This window comes from Bradyrhizobium sp. Ken64 (genome assembly GCF_055807555.1).
This window is the reverse complement of sequence record NZ_JBVVPA010000011.1, coordinates 176216-190888: the sequence shown is the minus strand read 5'-3', so window position 1 is coordinate 190888 and position 14673 is coordinate 176216. Positions and strand designations below refer to the sequence as shown.

Here is a 14673-nt window from a genome sequence, read left to right as displayed (position 1 = left end):
CTCTAGTCAACGTCCGCAAGCAGTTCGTTGACGACGCTGCCGATGCGCTCGACATCCTTTTTGCTGAGGCCGAAAAAGCATGGCAGATTGACGCCTGATTGGGCCTTCCGCGCCGCGACGGACAACGGCTTCTGCTGGTACATCGGCAACGAGGACATCGTACAGAAGTACGGACGAGAATCGATACCCCGCTGCTTCAGCTTCCCCATGAATGCTTCGCGTCGCGCCTCGTTGAACCCGTCGACCTCCAAACACACCATCCAGAATGCGCTGGCTGCCCAGTTCTTGACGCGGTTCAAGCGAACGGTTTCGCTTGAAGCAATGGCCGAACGATACCACGCCATGATTTCCTCACGACCCTTCAGGAAATCATCGATGCGCTCCATTTGCGCGACGCCCAAAGCAGCCTGCAGATTTGTCATGCGGTAGTTGTACCCGCACTCGTCATGGAAGTAGCGGCGTTCGGGCGACATCGCGTGATCCCGCAACCGTTTTGCCCGCTGGTAAAAAGAGCGATCATTGGTCGTTAGCATGCCCCCCTCGCCGGTGGTCACGACCTTGTTTCCATAAAAGCTGAATACGCCACACTGACCTAATCCCCCAACCCGCCGTCCCTTGTATTCGGCACCGTGGGCCTCGGCAGCGTCTTCGATGACGGCGATACCACGGGGCTTGGCGATCGCCGCAAGCGCGTCCATGTCTGCCGGATGCCCATAAAGATGAACCGGCATGATTACTCTTGTGCGCTCCGTCACCAGGGACTCGACTGACGCTGGATCCATGCATAGCGTATCGGGATCGATATCAGCGAGAACGGGAGTCGCGCCCGTATAGGCTACGGCGTTAGCCGTCGCGACAAATGTCAGGTCCGGTATGATCACCTCGTCGCCAGGTCCAAGGCCAAGTGTCACCAGGGCCAAATGAAGGCCGGTCGTGCCGTTGCTCACCGCCAACGCAAATTCGGTCCCGCAGTATCGCGCAAACGTAGCTTCGAACTCATCGATATATTTTCCAATGGAAGATACCCAGCCGGAATTTACCGCATCGAGCACAAGCTCCCGTTCTCGTGCGCCGATTGAGGGCTGTGAAATCGGAATATAACTATCCATCGTGACGCTCGTTCTCGTTCGCGTTTGCCGAAGTGACTGGAGCCCATCAAAGTAGTTCTTGAAACCGCAGCCACTGGATCCCCTTGGAATACCTCGTGGATACCATTTTATGACCTTCGCGCGCAATCGCTCTGCGTTGATCGTCATCTGCCAACAGCCGCCGAATCTGCGCAATCGCCTCAGTGGCGGAGCCGTATGTGAGCAACGTGTTGCCGGAAACCATGCCCTCCGGATATCTCCCATCGTCGGAGAGCAGCAGGGCACCGCAGCCCATGCCCTCAAAGCAGCGCATGTTGCCACGGTCGTTTCCAGCCATATCGATCGCGCCGTTGAGAACGATCTTGGCTTGAGACAGCGCGTAATAGAGATCGAGACCGAATGCCGGCAGCTTCGAAACGGAGCGGACGTTTTGCGGTCGACGATGCCGCGCCAGGGGCGGCAGGAATCCGATGGGTGACTCGGCAAGTCGAGATAATCGCGACGGATCGAGGTGAAATACAATCCTGAACCGGTCCGCCAAGCCTGCAACTGAATTCAATATTTCCGCACGACGCAAATGATGGCGCGAATAGCCGCCAACAAAAATCACGTCGATCGGACGCTCGCTGTTATCGGCAAACGGATCCATCGCCGGATCGTGCGCCGGTGCAAAATAGGCCGTTCTATAGCCGCGCTGGTTTAAGTCAGCCAATATGGCGGGGAAGTTACAGACGACCAAATCGTACTTCGAGAAGTCGACGTTGCCTGATGGCGCGGCGCGCCACGCAATGGTTTTCTTGACACAGCCCGGCAGCCGCGCCAGGAACTCATTCCCAAGACGAACGGGATCGATATTGTAAAAGATGTCGGTGCGATGGGACTCGATCTGTGCCAGCAGGATATCCTCCAGCGACGCGCTTTTCCCCATTCCGGCTTCGTGCGCCCAGGCGCGCTGGAGGTCATCGTCGTCCCAATTTGTGAAAAATGCATCCGGATCTGCGCGAGTGACCGGAAGCAGAATATGCGACGCTCCGTACTTGTCGGCAAAGAAAACCTCGATCTGCTGCCTGAAAGTCGCGGCGTTGGTGGCCAACCGTCGCAGGCGCGGCCGATACGACGGATAGTAGCAAAAACTTTGGAATAGTCTCATCCTGAGGGATCTCGCATGGCCCATATCGCGATTGCTGGACGCCCTGGAAAGCTAGAAATCGCATCCGCCAATAACAGCCGTGATCTGTCGGCAGGTACCAGCCGCACGGATAAATGTCGATAGTCGCCGTGGGCGCTGTTCGACCCACGCAATGAACATCTGGAACTGGTCGGCAGTTTCGAAGACGGGATCGCGCTACGGGCGCGATCCAAATGATCGTCGATGGCCTGCAAGAACCAGCTTTGGGCTGATAAAGGCATTAACATAGGGACTGCTCCAAGATTGTCTTGAGTTGTGCCGCAGATCCATGCTTTTTCTGATCGCAGAACGCTCAAAGACCTTGACACTATTGGCGAAAATGGTAGCTGTCGCGATTTTCCATTGGTCTCAATCCGCGCCAGTCGAAGGACTTCCGATGAATATTTCTGGCCTCGTATGTCCCATCACCAAGCGGCCACTGACGGCGCTTAGCGGGGATCATTTGGCGGTCGCAGATGGCACGATTTTTTATCCTGTAAAAGACGAAATCCCGATCCTGCTTGGACCCGAGGCCGTCACCGAACAAGCGCCGTGGCCGCGTAATCTCAGGGAGCCCCAGTATGACGAAGCCTATAAGGAGATGGAATTCTACAACTTGGCTGGGTACGAGCACGCCAAGCAAATTCGAGAAACTGGATCCCTCGACACCAGCGACTCGGCGGCCCTTCGCCATCTGGGTTCGATCGCCAAACTTTCTGAAGCAGAGCGAGGACCATTCCCGGACTCCGACCTCTGGTACTGCGAAACTATCGATGTCGCTGCAGAACGTGACTGTTATCGTCACATTGGATCAGTCAGAGGAAAGCGCGTTATCCAGATCGGCGGCAAGGGCTCGGTTGCCGTCCTGCTTCTGCTGGCCGGCGCCGCTGAATCAATTCTCCTCACGCCCATGCACGGTGAGGCGTGCGTCGCCAACGCGTTGGCAAGCCTGCTCGGACTCGAGGACCGGCTTCGCTGCATCGTCGGCATTGCCGAGGAAATTCCGATTGAAGATTCGTATCTGAATGTGTGTTATGTCGGCGGCTGCGTGCACCACATGCGCACCGAGATCGCGTTTTTGGAGATCGCGAGAATTCTGAAACCGGGCGGCAAGTTCGCCGCTATCGAACCCTGGCGAGCTCCCGGCTATACTTGGGGAACAAAAATATTCGGAAAGCGCGAGCCGAACGCCTATTGTTCGCCGCTCGACAAAGCCCGCGTATCCCCGATTTACAGCGCTTTCAGCAATGCTAAATGCATTCAACACGGAACTCTGACGCGCTATCCTTCCATTGTGGCGCAAAAAGCGGGTATCGTGCTTTCAGTTCCGCAGGCCAGTTGGGTTGCCGATATCGACGACGCGATATGCAATTGTATCCCGTTTGCCAGAAAGCTCGGCAGCGGCGTCGCCTTGCTCGCCACGAAATAGCGGACGCTCCTCACCGAGCGTATCATCAAGACAATCTACTTAGGGCTTCGTCACGCCGACACAGGTCCCCCCAGCTTTAATTTACAAGCCAGGGCTCACCGGGGCACGATCCCTTCGCTAAGCGCCAGAAATCGGCTGCTAGTGGGGAATCGCGTGCACTAACTTGTCGCGAAGCGGTTTGTGCATCAGCGGGCTTGCGAGCATAGCGACTGCCGCCAGCCATAGCGCGCACTCCGTCAGGAAATGTCCAATTCCCGCTCCAGGCAGCAAATAGCGAATGCCCTCGCCGATACCGAATCCACCCGAGACGACCGTTACCATCGTCACGATCAGGAGCAAGGTGTGTCGTACCGGGCGTGTCAAGGTTTCGTGCACAATGATGATAAATAGAACGCCAACTTGGGCAACTAGATCGCTCGACACCAGGGCAATTGCCGCTCCCAAAGGTCCGAGACGCGGGATCAGCAGGAACGACAGAAACAAAAATATCGCCAGTTGCAGAGACTTGGTCCAAAGCAGCAAGGTCCCGCGGTTGCTGTAGTTGGCGTAGCTGAGGGCCAAAATGGACGGCGCTCCGGCACACATGCCCAAAAGCAGGATGAACGCAAGAGTCGCATCGAAAGGAATGGCGCCATGGGTCCAGATTTCAAAAAAGTCCGGCCAAAACACCAGCGCGCCCGATGTGGTGGCGCTCGCAAATAGCGTAACGAGGATTGATCCCCTGGCATAGAGCCGTTGCAGGCTGTCTCGCGCGCCAATGGCATGATCGTGTCCGAGTTCGGCCGCCAGCGACAACGTCATCTGATGACAAATGCCTCTTAGCAAGCCGACGATTGTGCGCGTCAGTCCCCACTGGGCAATAGCAATGCGATCTGTGACGAAGGCGCCAATCAACAAGACGGAAACATAGGTAAGTCCGATCTCGGCAAAATTCATCACTGCAAAAGGGAAGGAACCAACGAACTGTCCAATCGTCCAGCGCAAGGAGATCCGACGACGAATATCTCTGATAAATGGGAATTGCCGGTGTAGATCGATGAACAGGATGTATATCATCGTCAAAATTTGACCCACAACATATGCTGTGACGACAACCAACAGGCTGCTGGTTGCGACTACTCCAACGAGCTGGCCGAGCTGTCCGAGCGCGGTGCCCCACGCCTGAACCATCACTATTCGTCCATAGAGCCCGCGCGCGCGGTATAGCGAGCCGGCCAAATTCGTCGGCAGTGTCAAAATCTGACCTAAGGTCATCACCGCAAAAGCAAGGTCGAAATTCGGCTCTTGAGAAAATCCAAGCACGCTCGAAGGTGCAACCAGTTGAACCACCGTCAGGAGCAAAACCGCCATCAGCGCGGTGAACCAGACGAAAAGCCGAAATGTGGCACCGTAATATCGCCTGGTCCGACGGTCGCAATCAATCCGCGATTTGAATGAAAGAAAACGGTTCACCGACCAAGCATGCAAGCCGGCATCAGCGGCAACTACGAGACTACCCGCGGCAAAAATTATCAGCCAGGCGGATAAGGTATCGCTTGTCCAGTATTTCAAAAATATTGGAATGAGAACGATTTGCTGCGTCAGGGCGAGCAACACCTGCACGACGCTGGCTGACCATCCGCCAAAAATACGACGCGCGCGGCTCGAGGTCGGGACCGTCACATGTCCTCGCAGAAATTATTGTCGCAGACCATCTGCCCGGCATTGCTCGGCCAACTACGAGCAAATCTCGATCGCAGTCTTCATGCAATGAGGCATGCGCCCAATCGCGCGCCACTGGCGTCCATACGATCTGTCGTAATCGACAAAGGCCTTGAACTCGTGGCTCATTGAGTAAAAGTCATCAAAGATGATGATCGTACCAGGCTGAAAATATCTATCCAGCATCGTTAGCACGTACAGCGTCGCCGAATAAAGATCGCAGTCGACGTTGATGACCAGCCTGTTCTGCAGTTTTACCCTCTCCAGAAAACCAGGCAGCGTTTTCTGAAACAACCCCTTCACGAACGAAACTCGTGGATCGTCAATGCGGGGCGTCGCGCCATCCGTCGAAAATGTTCCCTTGGGATGCCCTTCTTCCCAATCCTCCGGCAGGCCTTCGAACGTATCGAACCCCACAAAACGACTTTCCGCTGCCTTATTGAGCTTTCGCCATGCATCAATGGCATCCCCCTTCCAGACCCCGAATTCGAGGTAGTCGATCGGATCGTTGCCGACGATCGAAGCAAGATGCTTGTAAAGGTCGAGCCTGACGCCGAACTCCGGGCAGTTCGAGAACCGCTCCCGGCGGACGGCAACAAACACCGCATTGTCGTTTATGCTCTCGGAGAAAGGGACGCCCTTCGGAAAAAGGCGTCCGACTAGATCACGTTTGCTAGACATATGTCCTCATGGCCGGTACCTAAGACCAAGCATTATTGTGCGAAGCGGTAGTAGGCAAGAGGCCCTCTATTCCAGCGCCATAAGCTCATAGATTCGAAGGATGCCCGCGAAAGCACAGTTTTACCATCAAAAGGGCGCCGCGGCGAAATTGTTTGCACGCTCAGCCTCATGCGACTTGACCCCGCGCGACCATCCGGTCCCGCTGGCAGGCTATGCTTTGCGCAAGGCGCCGGTCTCGGAGGTCCTCGACCCAATCGAAATGTCAGCGGTGCTGCTGGAATGCTCGGAGGGACGCTGCCTGCTCTTCAGCTTCGATCTCATGATCGTCGGCTCGGAACTTCAAAATATGATCCTCATGAAGCTCGAACGAATGGGATTTAGGGCCGACGAAGTCGTGCTGCTGGCGTCGCACACCCATAACGCTCCCGCTACCGACCGGGCTTGCGAGCCTCTGGGAACGCCGGACCTCGCATTCGTGAACAGCGTCGCCGAAGCGGCGGAAACTCTGCTGCGCCAAATTCAACAAGAAGAACCTTCAGAAGTCAGTCTGAGCGTCTCTCAGGGACAGCTGAACCACTCCATCAACCGACGGCGCTATTGGCCGTTTCCGACCATTGGACGAATGCATGGCTTCCAGCTAACGAGCATCGCTTTCTCGCCAAACCCTTCAGGTCCCAAGGACGAGTGGGCGACCGTTATCCTTTTGCGGAAGGCCGACGACCAGCGCGTGCTCGGCGCGATCTGGCACTACACCTGCCACCCGACTGCTGTTATGCCGGACAATGTCATCAGTGCAGACTATCCGGGCGCGGTGCGCCAGGCGCTACGCGAGCGCTTTGGCGATATTCCATGCCTGTTTATACAAGGGTTTTGCGGCAATATCAGACCGAATATCCAAGCTTCCCCGCAAAAGATCGGCTTACGCGAGCGATTTCGCAAACTAATCCGCGTGGTGGCGTTCGGCAATTTATTTCCGACCCTGTCGACCGGAGACTGGATGCGCTGGAGCCGCGGCCTGGCGGCCGGCGTGGGCGACATCGCACAAGGCAATCCCGTCAAAACGTTTTCACCCACACGCCTTCAGACTGGATCAGCCCGAATTCCGCTCGGCGACTTTTTCAAGGGCTCCTTTCCCGACAAGATGCTGGTGGCCCAGGTCATCAGAATTGATCAGGAACTGGAGATTGTGGCGTTGTCCGCGGAGCCAAGCGTCGAATGGGAACGCATTCTGGATGAGGCGGTGCCGCCCCGATCCGGGTTGATACGCCTTTATTCAGGATACCTAGGCGCGTTATTCGGCTATCTTCCCACAACAACACAGGTTCCGGAAGGTGGCTACGAAGTCGAGGGATTCCAGCCATTCTTCGGCTTGTCGGGTCGTTTTGAGCCCGGCCAGATCGGGCCCGCCGTTGCCGGGTGCGTAAGAAACGCGTTTGAGGATTTGGAGCACCCAAAGCAGCGCTTGGTAGAATCGGCGCCCTCGCCAGCGCATTGAGAGAACTGCAGGGCCATGATGAGTGACGAGCAGCTTGCCAGCCGAAGCTTCAGCCTGAACGATCAGATCGCATTCGCCCGGCTCTCGTGGGATTGGAATCCGATGCATCTGGATGAAGCCTTCGCGCGTCGCACCCAGGTGGGTACGCCCGTGGTGCATGGGATTCACAATCTCGCATGGGCGGCAGATGCCGTGCTATTTCGCTTTCCCTTCAAGGTTGCCAATATCCGCGCCCGGTTTCTCCAGCCGCTGTACCTCAACGAGCTTGCATCGGTCCGAATTCGCGATCGCAGCGACCGGCACGTCGAATTTGAGGTCGTCGCCGCAAATACGGTGGTGGCGCTGATCAGGCTTTCATCCGAACCCGGAAAGGCGTTGGCCCGAAGCACACTATTGGCACCGTCCGTGCCAGCGCAGATTTCACAGCCTGCCGATCTCCGCTTCGACGAGCTCGCCGATCAGACCGGCACGGTAGCGACGGGGGATGGCGACGTCCAATCGCCATTCCCCGCGCTTTCGGAAACGATCGGCATTGCGGCCCTCAAGGCGCTGCTTGCGACTTCTCAAATTGTTGGGATGGCGTGCCCGGGACTGCACTCGCTGTTCTCCGGGCTCAATGTGAATTGCGCTCTGGACACCGAGCGGGATGGCGCGCTCGCCTATGCAGTCAAGAAGGTCGACGCCCGGTTTCGATCACTGCAAATCGACGTTTCGGGCTCGGGCATCGCAGGCCGGCTGGATGCCTTTGCCCGGCCGACTCCGCCGTCCCAGTCAAGCATGACCGAGATATCGTTGCACGTCGCTGGAAGCCCCTTCGCCGGACAGAGATCACTCATTGTCGGCGGCTCGCGAGGCCTTGGCGAAGTGACGGCGAAGATCGTCGCTGCCGGCGGCGGACGCCCTCTCATTACTTACAGGGACGGCCAACATGAGGCCGAGCGGGTCTCAGCCGAGATTCTCGGCGCCGGAGGCCAATGCGAGATATTGCGTTACGACGCGCTGATGCCGGCGAGCGAACAACTACAGCAGCTGGGCGCGGTCGATTCCTGCTACTACTTCGCGACGGCGAAAATATTTCAGCGCAAATCCGCACTCTATGAGCCGGACAAGCTGCGCACCTTCATGCGTTTTTATGCCGACGGCTTCTTCGATCTGTGCACCGCCCTGGTTCATGACGGGCCGGCAAAGCTCGCTCTATTCTACCCGTCAACCGTTGCGATCGACGAAGGCGTCAGCACTACAGCGGAATATGCGATGGCGAAAATGGCCGGAGAAATCCTCGCGAAATACCTGAATGAATTCACGAGCAATATTCACATCATCTCCCGCCGCTTGCCCCGCATCCTGACCGATCAAACCGCAACCGTTGGCGTCGCGAGCGCCGACAACGCATTGGACGTGATGCTCCCCATTGTATATGAGGTGCAGCGCACGGCGCGGCCTGAGCCGGCACCGCGCGGCTGAGGTCTTCCGGCCCGAAGCGCCATCATGCCCCCGAAATACAGCGCATTAACCAACTATTGTGCTTCCAAACATGTCTCGCACCGTCCGCAGCTCCGTCAAACGCGTTGCCCAGAAGCTCATAGGCCGGAGCGACGTACGTGGTTTCCTGCGCCAACAAAAATTGTGGCTTTCGAAAAAAATTTACCGGCGCCCCGTTTCGATCGCCAAACTGCGACAACAATTGATCGATCTGGGGGTGACGCCCGGAAGGACCCTCTGGGTCCATTCCTCATGGAACGAATTTTACAACGTTGCCCTACGCCCAAGTGAAATAATTGATTTAATGCGTGACCTGCTCGGCCCGGGCGGAACGCTTGCCATGCCCGCGTTTCCGATGGATCACAATCCCGACAAGGTCTTTCTCGTCGACAGGGCGCCGGTCTATACTGGCCTGCTATGCGAAGTCTTCCGTCGCTCTCCCGACGCACGCAGAAGCATACACCTGTCTTCATCTGTGTGCGCGGTCGGCCCCAACGCTGATTTTCTAGTGCGGGATCATCATCTCACCTTGATGCCTTGGGGCAAGGAGAGCCCGTTCTGCCGGCTGGCGGAGCTGGATGGGCGCATCCTCGGAATCGGCGCCGGTTTCAACTTCTTAACTCACCTGCACACCGCCGAATGTCTGCTGTTCGACGAAGTCCCGTTCTTCCGGAGCGTCTTCGACGGCACGATCAAATACCGCTGGAAAAGAGCCGGCGGCGAAACCGGCGAACACGAATACATGCGGCGGATAGGCGACATCAGGCCGCAGCGGCTGCGCCGGCATTTCGGCCCGGATATCTGCGTCGAGGCCAAATTATCAAATTTGAGGATACTTGCCGCCGATGCTAAGCCGTTTATCGAACGGGCGGTCACCCTTGGTCGCAGGGGTATCACGATGTATATCCAGCCCGTTCCGAGGCCGGAACTTTTTTTCTCTTCGAAGGGTCGATGATCTGATGGTGCAAGCGTCTGAAAGAGTGAATTCGTCGGATGCCATACTGGCCAGAGTTCAGGACGTGTTCCGCGCCGAACTCGATGATGAAGACCTGGTGATCGGGCCGGAGACGAGCCAGAAGACTCTCAAGACCTGGGACAGCCTGGCGCATATCCGGCTGGTGAGCGGCATCGAGAGTGAGTTCGATATTCAATTCAATCTCACCGAGATCGAACAGATCATGTCGGTCCGGCAGTTTGTTCAGCTGATTGAGGAACGCTTGCAGTGAGTGAACCGCAGGTCTCGACGAGCCGGGCGACGAAAATGTCCTTGCAGGCACTGCCCTGGCTGACGCGGCCTTCGGGAAAGATGCGCGAACGGCTTGCTTCGCTGCCGGCCGAACCTCTGGGGGCGCTGCAATTCTTGCAGTCGCTCGCGCAGGCGGCGTGGGACGAATCCGACCTCCGCGCTCTCGGCCGGAAGATCAACGGCATTCTGAAGTCTGCGCCCGCGAATTTCGCTGCTGAAGCGCGGAAGAACGGCCTACTGCCAGTCCGCATACTGATCCTGTCGGCTAGCACCGCCTCGCATATGTCCGATGCCCTGATCGGGACCGCGATCCGGTTCAAATTCCTGCTCGACGTCACGATCGCGGAGTATGAAGAGCCGGAGCCATGGCTTGACAGGAACGGCGCTGCATTGAAGAAGAATCCGCCGGATTTCGTGCTGGTCGCTTCCGACAATCGCATGCTCAGGCTCGCCTCTCCGCTCGGCGATGAGGCTGTGGCGGCGCAGATCGTCGAAGCGGCGCTCGGGCGGATCAGAAGAATTGCCGAAGTGGCCGAGGCGGCGACAGGCCGTCCCATCATCCTGCAAACGCTCGCCGCCGATCCTGACGCCGTTCAGTTCAACATGGACCTTGGCCTGGCGGGCAGCCCGCGTTATCTGGCCAGCGAATTCAACCGCCGCCTAGCGCATCTTTCGCGGCAGGAATCCCGGCTGGTGCTTGACGTGAACGCGCTGGCCGGGCTAGTCGGGCAGTCGGCATGGTCTGCCGGACGCTATTGGTACGCCGCGAAGTATCCGTTCGCGACCGCCATGATCCCGCTTTATGCCGACAATGTCATGCGAATCCTGGCAGCGCAAATGGGACGGTCGCGTCGGGTCCTGGTTCTCGATCTCGACAACACCATGTGGGGCGGCATCGTCGGTGACGAAGGCATCGAAGGGCTCGCGCTGGGCAATGGCAGCGCGCTCGGCGAAGCCCATTCGGCATTGCAGCGGATGGCACTTTCGCTCAAGGAGCGTGGGATCATCCTGTGCGTTTCCTCGAAGAACGATGAAGCCATAGCGCTCGACGCGTTTCGCAACCACCCCGAAATGATCCTGAAGGAAGACGACATCGTCGCCTTCCGAGTCAATTGGGAAGACAAGGCCGCCAATATCAAGGCGATCGCCGATGCGCTGGACCTTGGTCTCGATTCTTTTGTGTTCCTCGACGACAACCCGGCCGAACGGAAACGCGTCCGCGATGCGCTGCCGGCGGTGGCCGTGCCCGAACTGCCGGAAGATCCAAGCGACTGGCTCCCGGTGTTCCAGGCTGCGGGATATTTCGAGCAAGCCGGCTTTTCAAAAGAGGACCAGCTCCGCGCAGGCTTCTACAAAGCGAACGCACTTCGCGCCGCCCAGCTCGAGCGGATCGGTGATCATAACGACTATCTGCGTTCGCTTGGAATGACGCTGTCGATCGCGCCGTTCGACGGCGCCGGCCGCAAGCGGATTGCCCAACTGATCTCGAAATCAAATCAGTTTAACCTGACCACCCGTCGCTACAGCGATGCCGAAATCGCAGCGCTGGAATCAAGGCTCGACGTCTTTACGATACAGGCCCGGCTTGAGGATATTTTCGGCGACAGCGGAATGATTTCGACGGTTATATGCCGTAGGACCGGCCAAGCTTGGGAGGTCGACAGCTGGATCATGTCGTGCCGCGTGCTCGGCCGACGCGTGGAGGAGGCCATCCTTCAATACCTGGTCGAACAGGCTCGGTTGAGGGGGATCAGTGCGATCACGGGGCGCTACATTCCGACCGCCAAGAACGGCCTAGTTCGCGATCATTTCAGTAGGCTCGGTTTCGTTCAGGCCGGCACGCAAGAGGATGGCGAAACGACTTGGCGCCTCTTCATCGACGACTATGTCCACAAGAATTTACCGCTCAGCGTTCGAGTAAGTGAAGATTCAACGACGCGCTGTTCGACATAAAGACTTTACATCGTAAGTAGTAGTAGCCGCCAGCATTACCGGCACTAAAGAGGAAATCAGCCGCGAAAAGGAGAATTAAGTAAATTGCAGCATAGTGGAAGCGACCAAAAGCTGTAGAATGAGAGCGCAGCGAATGTCGATAGTTGCGAAGGCATCGGCCGTTGTTTTGGGACAGGAAACTGCAGTTTAGCTCACCTTCCCCGTTCGAAATGGTGCACGGCAATCGGTGGCCGCACCCGCAGGGTCTGCGCGAACTGCAAGCGCGGCACCCAGAGCAGAGATAGACCGGTAAGCATTGTGGGCCCGCTTTGCAGACGATGCCCGCGTCAAAGCCACCTTGCGATCAAACCTGTCCGCAATCGGGGCAGGCGGAGCGCTCTATCGTTGTGTGCAGTTGACGTGGACATCCATGCTCATAATCTACTTGGGTTTCGGCCTCCAAAGAATATGAATTTCATTCTCGTATTCAGTGTGGCTCTGGACGACCTCCTCATAGTCGGACGGAAAGTCCAAGCCCATCGAACTCATGACCATTGCGGGAATCGGCCGGTGCCCTTTCGGCGCGCTTAACACCCAAGAGCGATTAAGGTCTTCGCGCGGAACGGTCTCAAGCGCCCGTCGCGTGAACTCTTCACTATTTGGGTAACCACCTAGCAGCCATGCCGAGCCGATTGGCAACCCTTCCAAAAAGAAAATCGTCGTCGGGGCCGTTCCGGTCAGGTCGATAATCGGGGTAGATTTGATGAACCCGGATTCAAGCGCAGCCTTTTTAATCCGTTGCAAATAACTGACCGAGGCAGGATCGAGACATATCGGTAGACTGGAACGTCCGATCACGATGCATTCGGTTTGCTGCCACAGCGGGTGCGTCAAACGATAGGGCCGTGATGCCGCGCCGATCATCGCCGCAAACGTCGCGCAAACAAATCCTACTCCTATCCACTCTACGAGCCGACCATGAACGCTCGAAAATAGGGTCATTACCATTAGCATCACGGCCGCTACCCAGAATACAGAAGCAAGCCCACTCATGAGCTCAATGGAATTTCCGCTGCCAAATCCAAAAGCGATCGGAACCCAGCAAAGTAGGAGCGCCGTCCAGCATGCTCGCGCTCTGCAGCTATCAACCGAACGACCGATTATCCCAAGCATCAACGTAGCGAAGATTACCATCGTCAGCACAGACGAAACGCTTTGCCAGACTAGCACCGACACCACAGGAAGGGTGACAGCGAGAACCGTTACCCGAGCCTGACAAAGGTATGCAACGAGAAGTGCGATCACCGCTGCTAATGGCCATAAACGAGCGACCGATCGACCACCATCATCAGCAACAATCTCTGCTCCTATACAAATGCCTATTGCAATAAGGGCGGACGCCACGACTAAATGGAGCGCTCGGTGAAGTCTGTTCAGGCAACCCAATTGCACGATCGCAACGACGATGGCGCCCCCAACGAGAAAGAACGCCCATTCAAAATGCGAAAACGTGCCCCGGAACTGATCCTTCACGGACAGCAAGAACGGAGGCCTCAAGAGGCCTATCAGCTCGAAGCCAAGACGGTAGCGATCAACCATACCCTGAAAGGTACCGCCAATCACCATCACGATTGCCGCGCTGACGATCAAGGTCGAAACCGCCGCCCAGATCAATGACCAAAAGACTTCGCGTTGCCGATGAACAACAAGGAATATCAGGGCGAAGAGCGCCATCGGAAATGCGGTCGAAGGTCTAGCCATCCAGATTGCAACCGCACCCAAACTGATCATTGCCGCACTTGACACGATCCGGCGGCGGTGGGCATCAACTTGGCCCCCAGCGCTAAACAGCAAGCCCGAGGTGAACGAGAGGCAGCCGGCAAAATTGAGGAGGTTGTACCCCGGCGAGGGCAGCCAGCAGCTATAGAAAGAAAGCGCCGCGATCGATAGAAACAACCCCGCAGACACTGAGACCTTCGGCTTCTCGGGCAACCATCTGCATGCATATGCGCTAATGCTGCAGCCGAACGCAAAGCCAAATCCCAGCACTATCACGCCCGCGACTAACCGCCACGCGACGATGTTGTCTGGAAAGATGAGCGCGAGCGGGTGAAAGAAGAAGCCCGTTGCCGTTAGGAAGAAAGAATACTCCCAGGGGTTCTTGATCCAATTCAGATAGAAACCTTCATCAGTTAGATCGAGACCACGCGTCAAGAGGGAGACGAACAGAACAACATTCAAGGCCGCAAAGAGATAGCCAGCGATACGCCAGCAGTTCCAAATCCAATGTTCTTCAACGGAATGCGATTTCTTACCCACGCCGCGTATTCCTGTCGTGACTGGCTCGGCCACGGCCGCCCGACAGCAACCCGAGCTAAATGTAGAGCCTTTGTTAGGCTGAAATGAATCGGATTGCAAAATATTCCACATCAAACGATTCTGTGGTATTGG

The 14673-nt window shown here is 56.9% G+C and carries 11 protein-coding genes; 6 read left to right on the top strand and 5 right to left on the bottom strand.

Going from position 1 to position 14673, the window contains the following annotated elements:
- Positions 1-2: 2 nt before the first annotated feature.
- Together AC0L2F_RS19980 and AC0L2F_RS19975 are read right to left on the bottom strand one after the other, a co-directional pair.
- Entirely contained in the window at positions 3-1109 is a 1107-nt protein-coding gene (locus AC0L2F_RS19980) for a DegT/DnrJ/EryC1/StrS family aminotransferase (protein ID WP_473249563.1), read from the bottom strand.
- A 46-nt stretch (positions 1110-1155) separates the two neighbouring features.
- Positions 1156-2238 carry a glycosyltransferase family protein gene (locus AC0L2F_RS19975; RefSeq protein WP_473249562.1) on the bottom strand — a complete coding sequence of 361 codons (1083 nt, stop codon included), beginning with the start codon at positions 2236-2238 and terminating at the stop codon, positions 1156-1158.
- A gap of 307 nt (positions 2239-2545) precedes the next feature.
- On the opposite strand from AC0L2F_RS19975, the gene AC0L2F_RS19970 reads away from it, so the two are divergent.
- Positions 2546-3685, top strand: coding sequence for a methyltransferase domain-containing protein (locus tag AC0L2F_RS19970; protein WP_473249561.1), 1140 nt, complete (start codon positions 2546-2548; stop codon positions 3683-3685).
- Positions 3686-3823: 138 nt separating this feature from the next.
- Here the strand turns inward: AC0L2F_RS19970 and AC0L2F_RS19965 are convergent, their stop codons facing one another.
- Both AC0L2F_RS19965 and AC0L2F_RS19960 read right to left on the bottom strand, forming a co-directional pair.
- Positions 3824-5347, bottom strand: a complete 1524-nt coding sequence (locus AC0L2F_RS19965) for a lipopolysaccharide biosynthesis protein (RefSeq protein ID WP_473249560.1) — start codon at positions 5345-5347, stop codon at positions 3824-3826.
- A 54-nt stretch (positions 5348-5401) separates the two neighbouring features.
- Entirely contained in the window at positions 5402-5989 is a 588-nt protein-coding gene (locus tag AC0L2F_RS19960) for a TylF/MycF family methyltransferase (protein ID WP_247460623.1), read from the bottom strand.
- Between the two features lie 178 nt (positions 5990-6167).
- Between AC0L2F_RS19960 and AC0L2F_RS19955 the strand changes: the two genes are divergently transcribed.
- The 5 genes from AC0L2F_RS19955 (at position 6168) to AC0L2F_RS19935 (ending at position 12243) form a co-directional block, all read left to right on the top strand.
- Positions 6168-7562, top strand: a complete 1395-nt coding sequence (locus AC0L2F_RS19955) for a hypothetical protein (protein ID WP_473249559.1) — start codon at positions 6168-6170, stop codon at positions 7560-7562.
- A 15-nt stretch (positions 7563-7577) separates the two neighbouring features.
- The gene (locus AC0L2F_RS19950) at positions 7578-9026 is read left to right on the top strand and encodes a MaoC/PaaZ C-terminal domain-containing protein (protein WP_473249557.1); all 1449 of its coding nucleotides are present in this window, start codon (positions 7578-7580) and stop codon (positions 9024-9026) included.
- Positions 9027-9096: 70 nt separating this feature from the next.
- Entirely contained in the window at positions 9097-9999 is a 903-nt protein-coding gene (locus AC0L2F_RS19945) for an AAC(3) family N-acetyltransferase (RefSeq protein WP_473249556.1), read from the top strand.
- Positions 10000-10003: 4 nt separating this feature from the next.
- Entirely contained in the window at positions 10004-10270 is a 267-nt protein-coding gene (locus AC0L2F_RS19940) for an acyl carrier protein (RefSeq protein WP_247460613.1), read from the top strand.
- A 41-nt stretch (positions 10271-10311) separates the two neighbouring features.
- Positions 10312-12243, top strand: a complete 1932-nt coding sequence (locus tag AC0L2F_RS19935) for an HAD-IIIC family phosphatase (RefSeq protein WP_473249555.1) — start codon at positions 10312-10314, stop codon at positions 12241-12243.
- Between the two features lie 420 nt (positions 12244-12663).
- Here AC0L2F_RS19935 and AC0L2F_RS19930 read toward each other — a convergent pair whose 3' ends face one another.
- Positions 12664-14541 (bottom strand): hypothetical protein, encoded by a 1878-nt coding sequence (locus tag AC0L2F_RS19930; protein ID WP_473249554.1) that lies wholly within the window; start codon positions 14539-14541, stop codon positions 12664-12666.
- Positions 14542-14673 lie beyond the last annotated feature (132 nt).

Coding starts and splice junctions, on each gene's coding strand:
- AC0L2F_RS19980 (WP_473249563.1), bottom strand. CDS start 1,109: ATGGATAGTTATATTCCGATTTCACAGCCCTCAATCGGCGCACGAGAA.
- AC0L2F_RS19975 (WP_473249562.1), bottom strand. CDS start 2,238: ATGAGACTATTCCAAAGTTTTTGCTACTATCCGTCGTATCGGCCGCGC.
- AC0L2F_RS19970 (WP_473249561.1), top strand. CDS start 2,546: ATGCTTTTTCTGATCGCAGAACGCTCAAAGACCTTGACACTATTGGCG.
- AC0L2F_RS19955 (WP_473249559.1), top strand. CDS start 6,168: ATGCCCGCGAAAGCACAGTTTTACCATCAAAAGGGCGCCGCGGCGAAA.
- AC0L2F_RS19950 (WP_473249557.1), top strand. CDS start 7,578: ATGATGAGTGACGAGCAGCTTGCCAGCCGAAGCTTCAGCCTGAACGAT.
- AC0L2F_RS19945 (WP_473249556.1), top strand. CDS start 9,097: ATGTCTCGCACCGTCCGCAGCTCCGTCAAACGCGTTGCCCAGAAGCTC.
- AC0L2F_RS19940 (WP_247460613.1), top strand. CDS start 10,004: ATGGTGCAAGCGTCTGAAAGAGTGAATTCGTCGGATGCCATACTGGCC.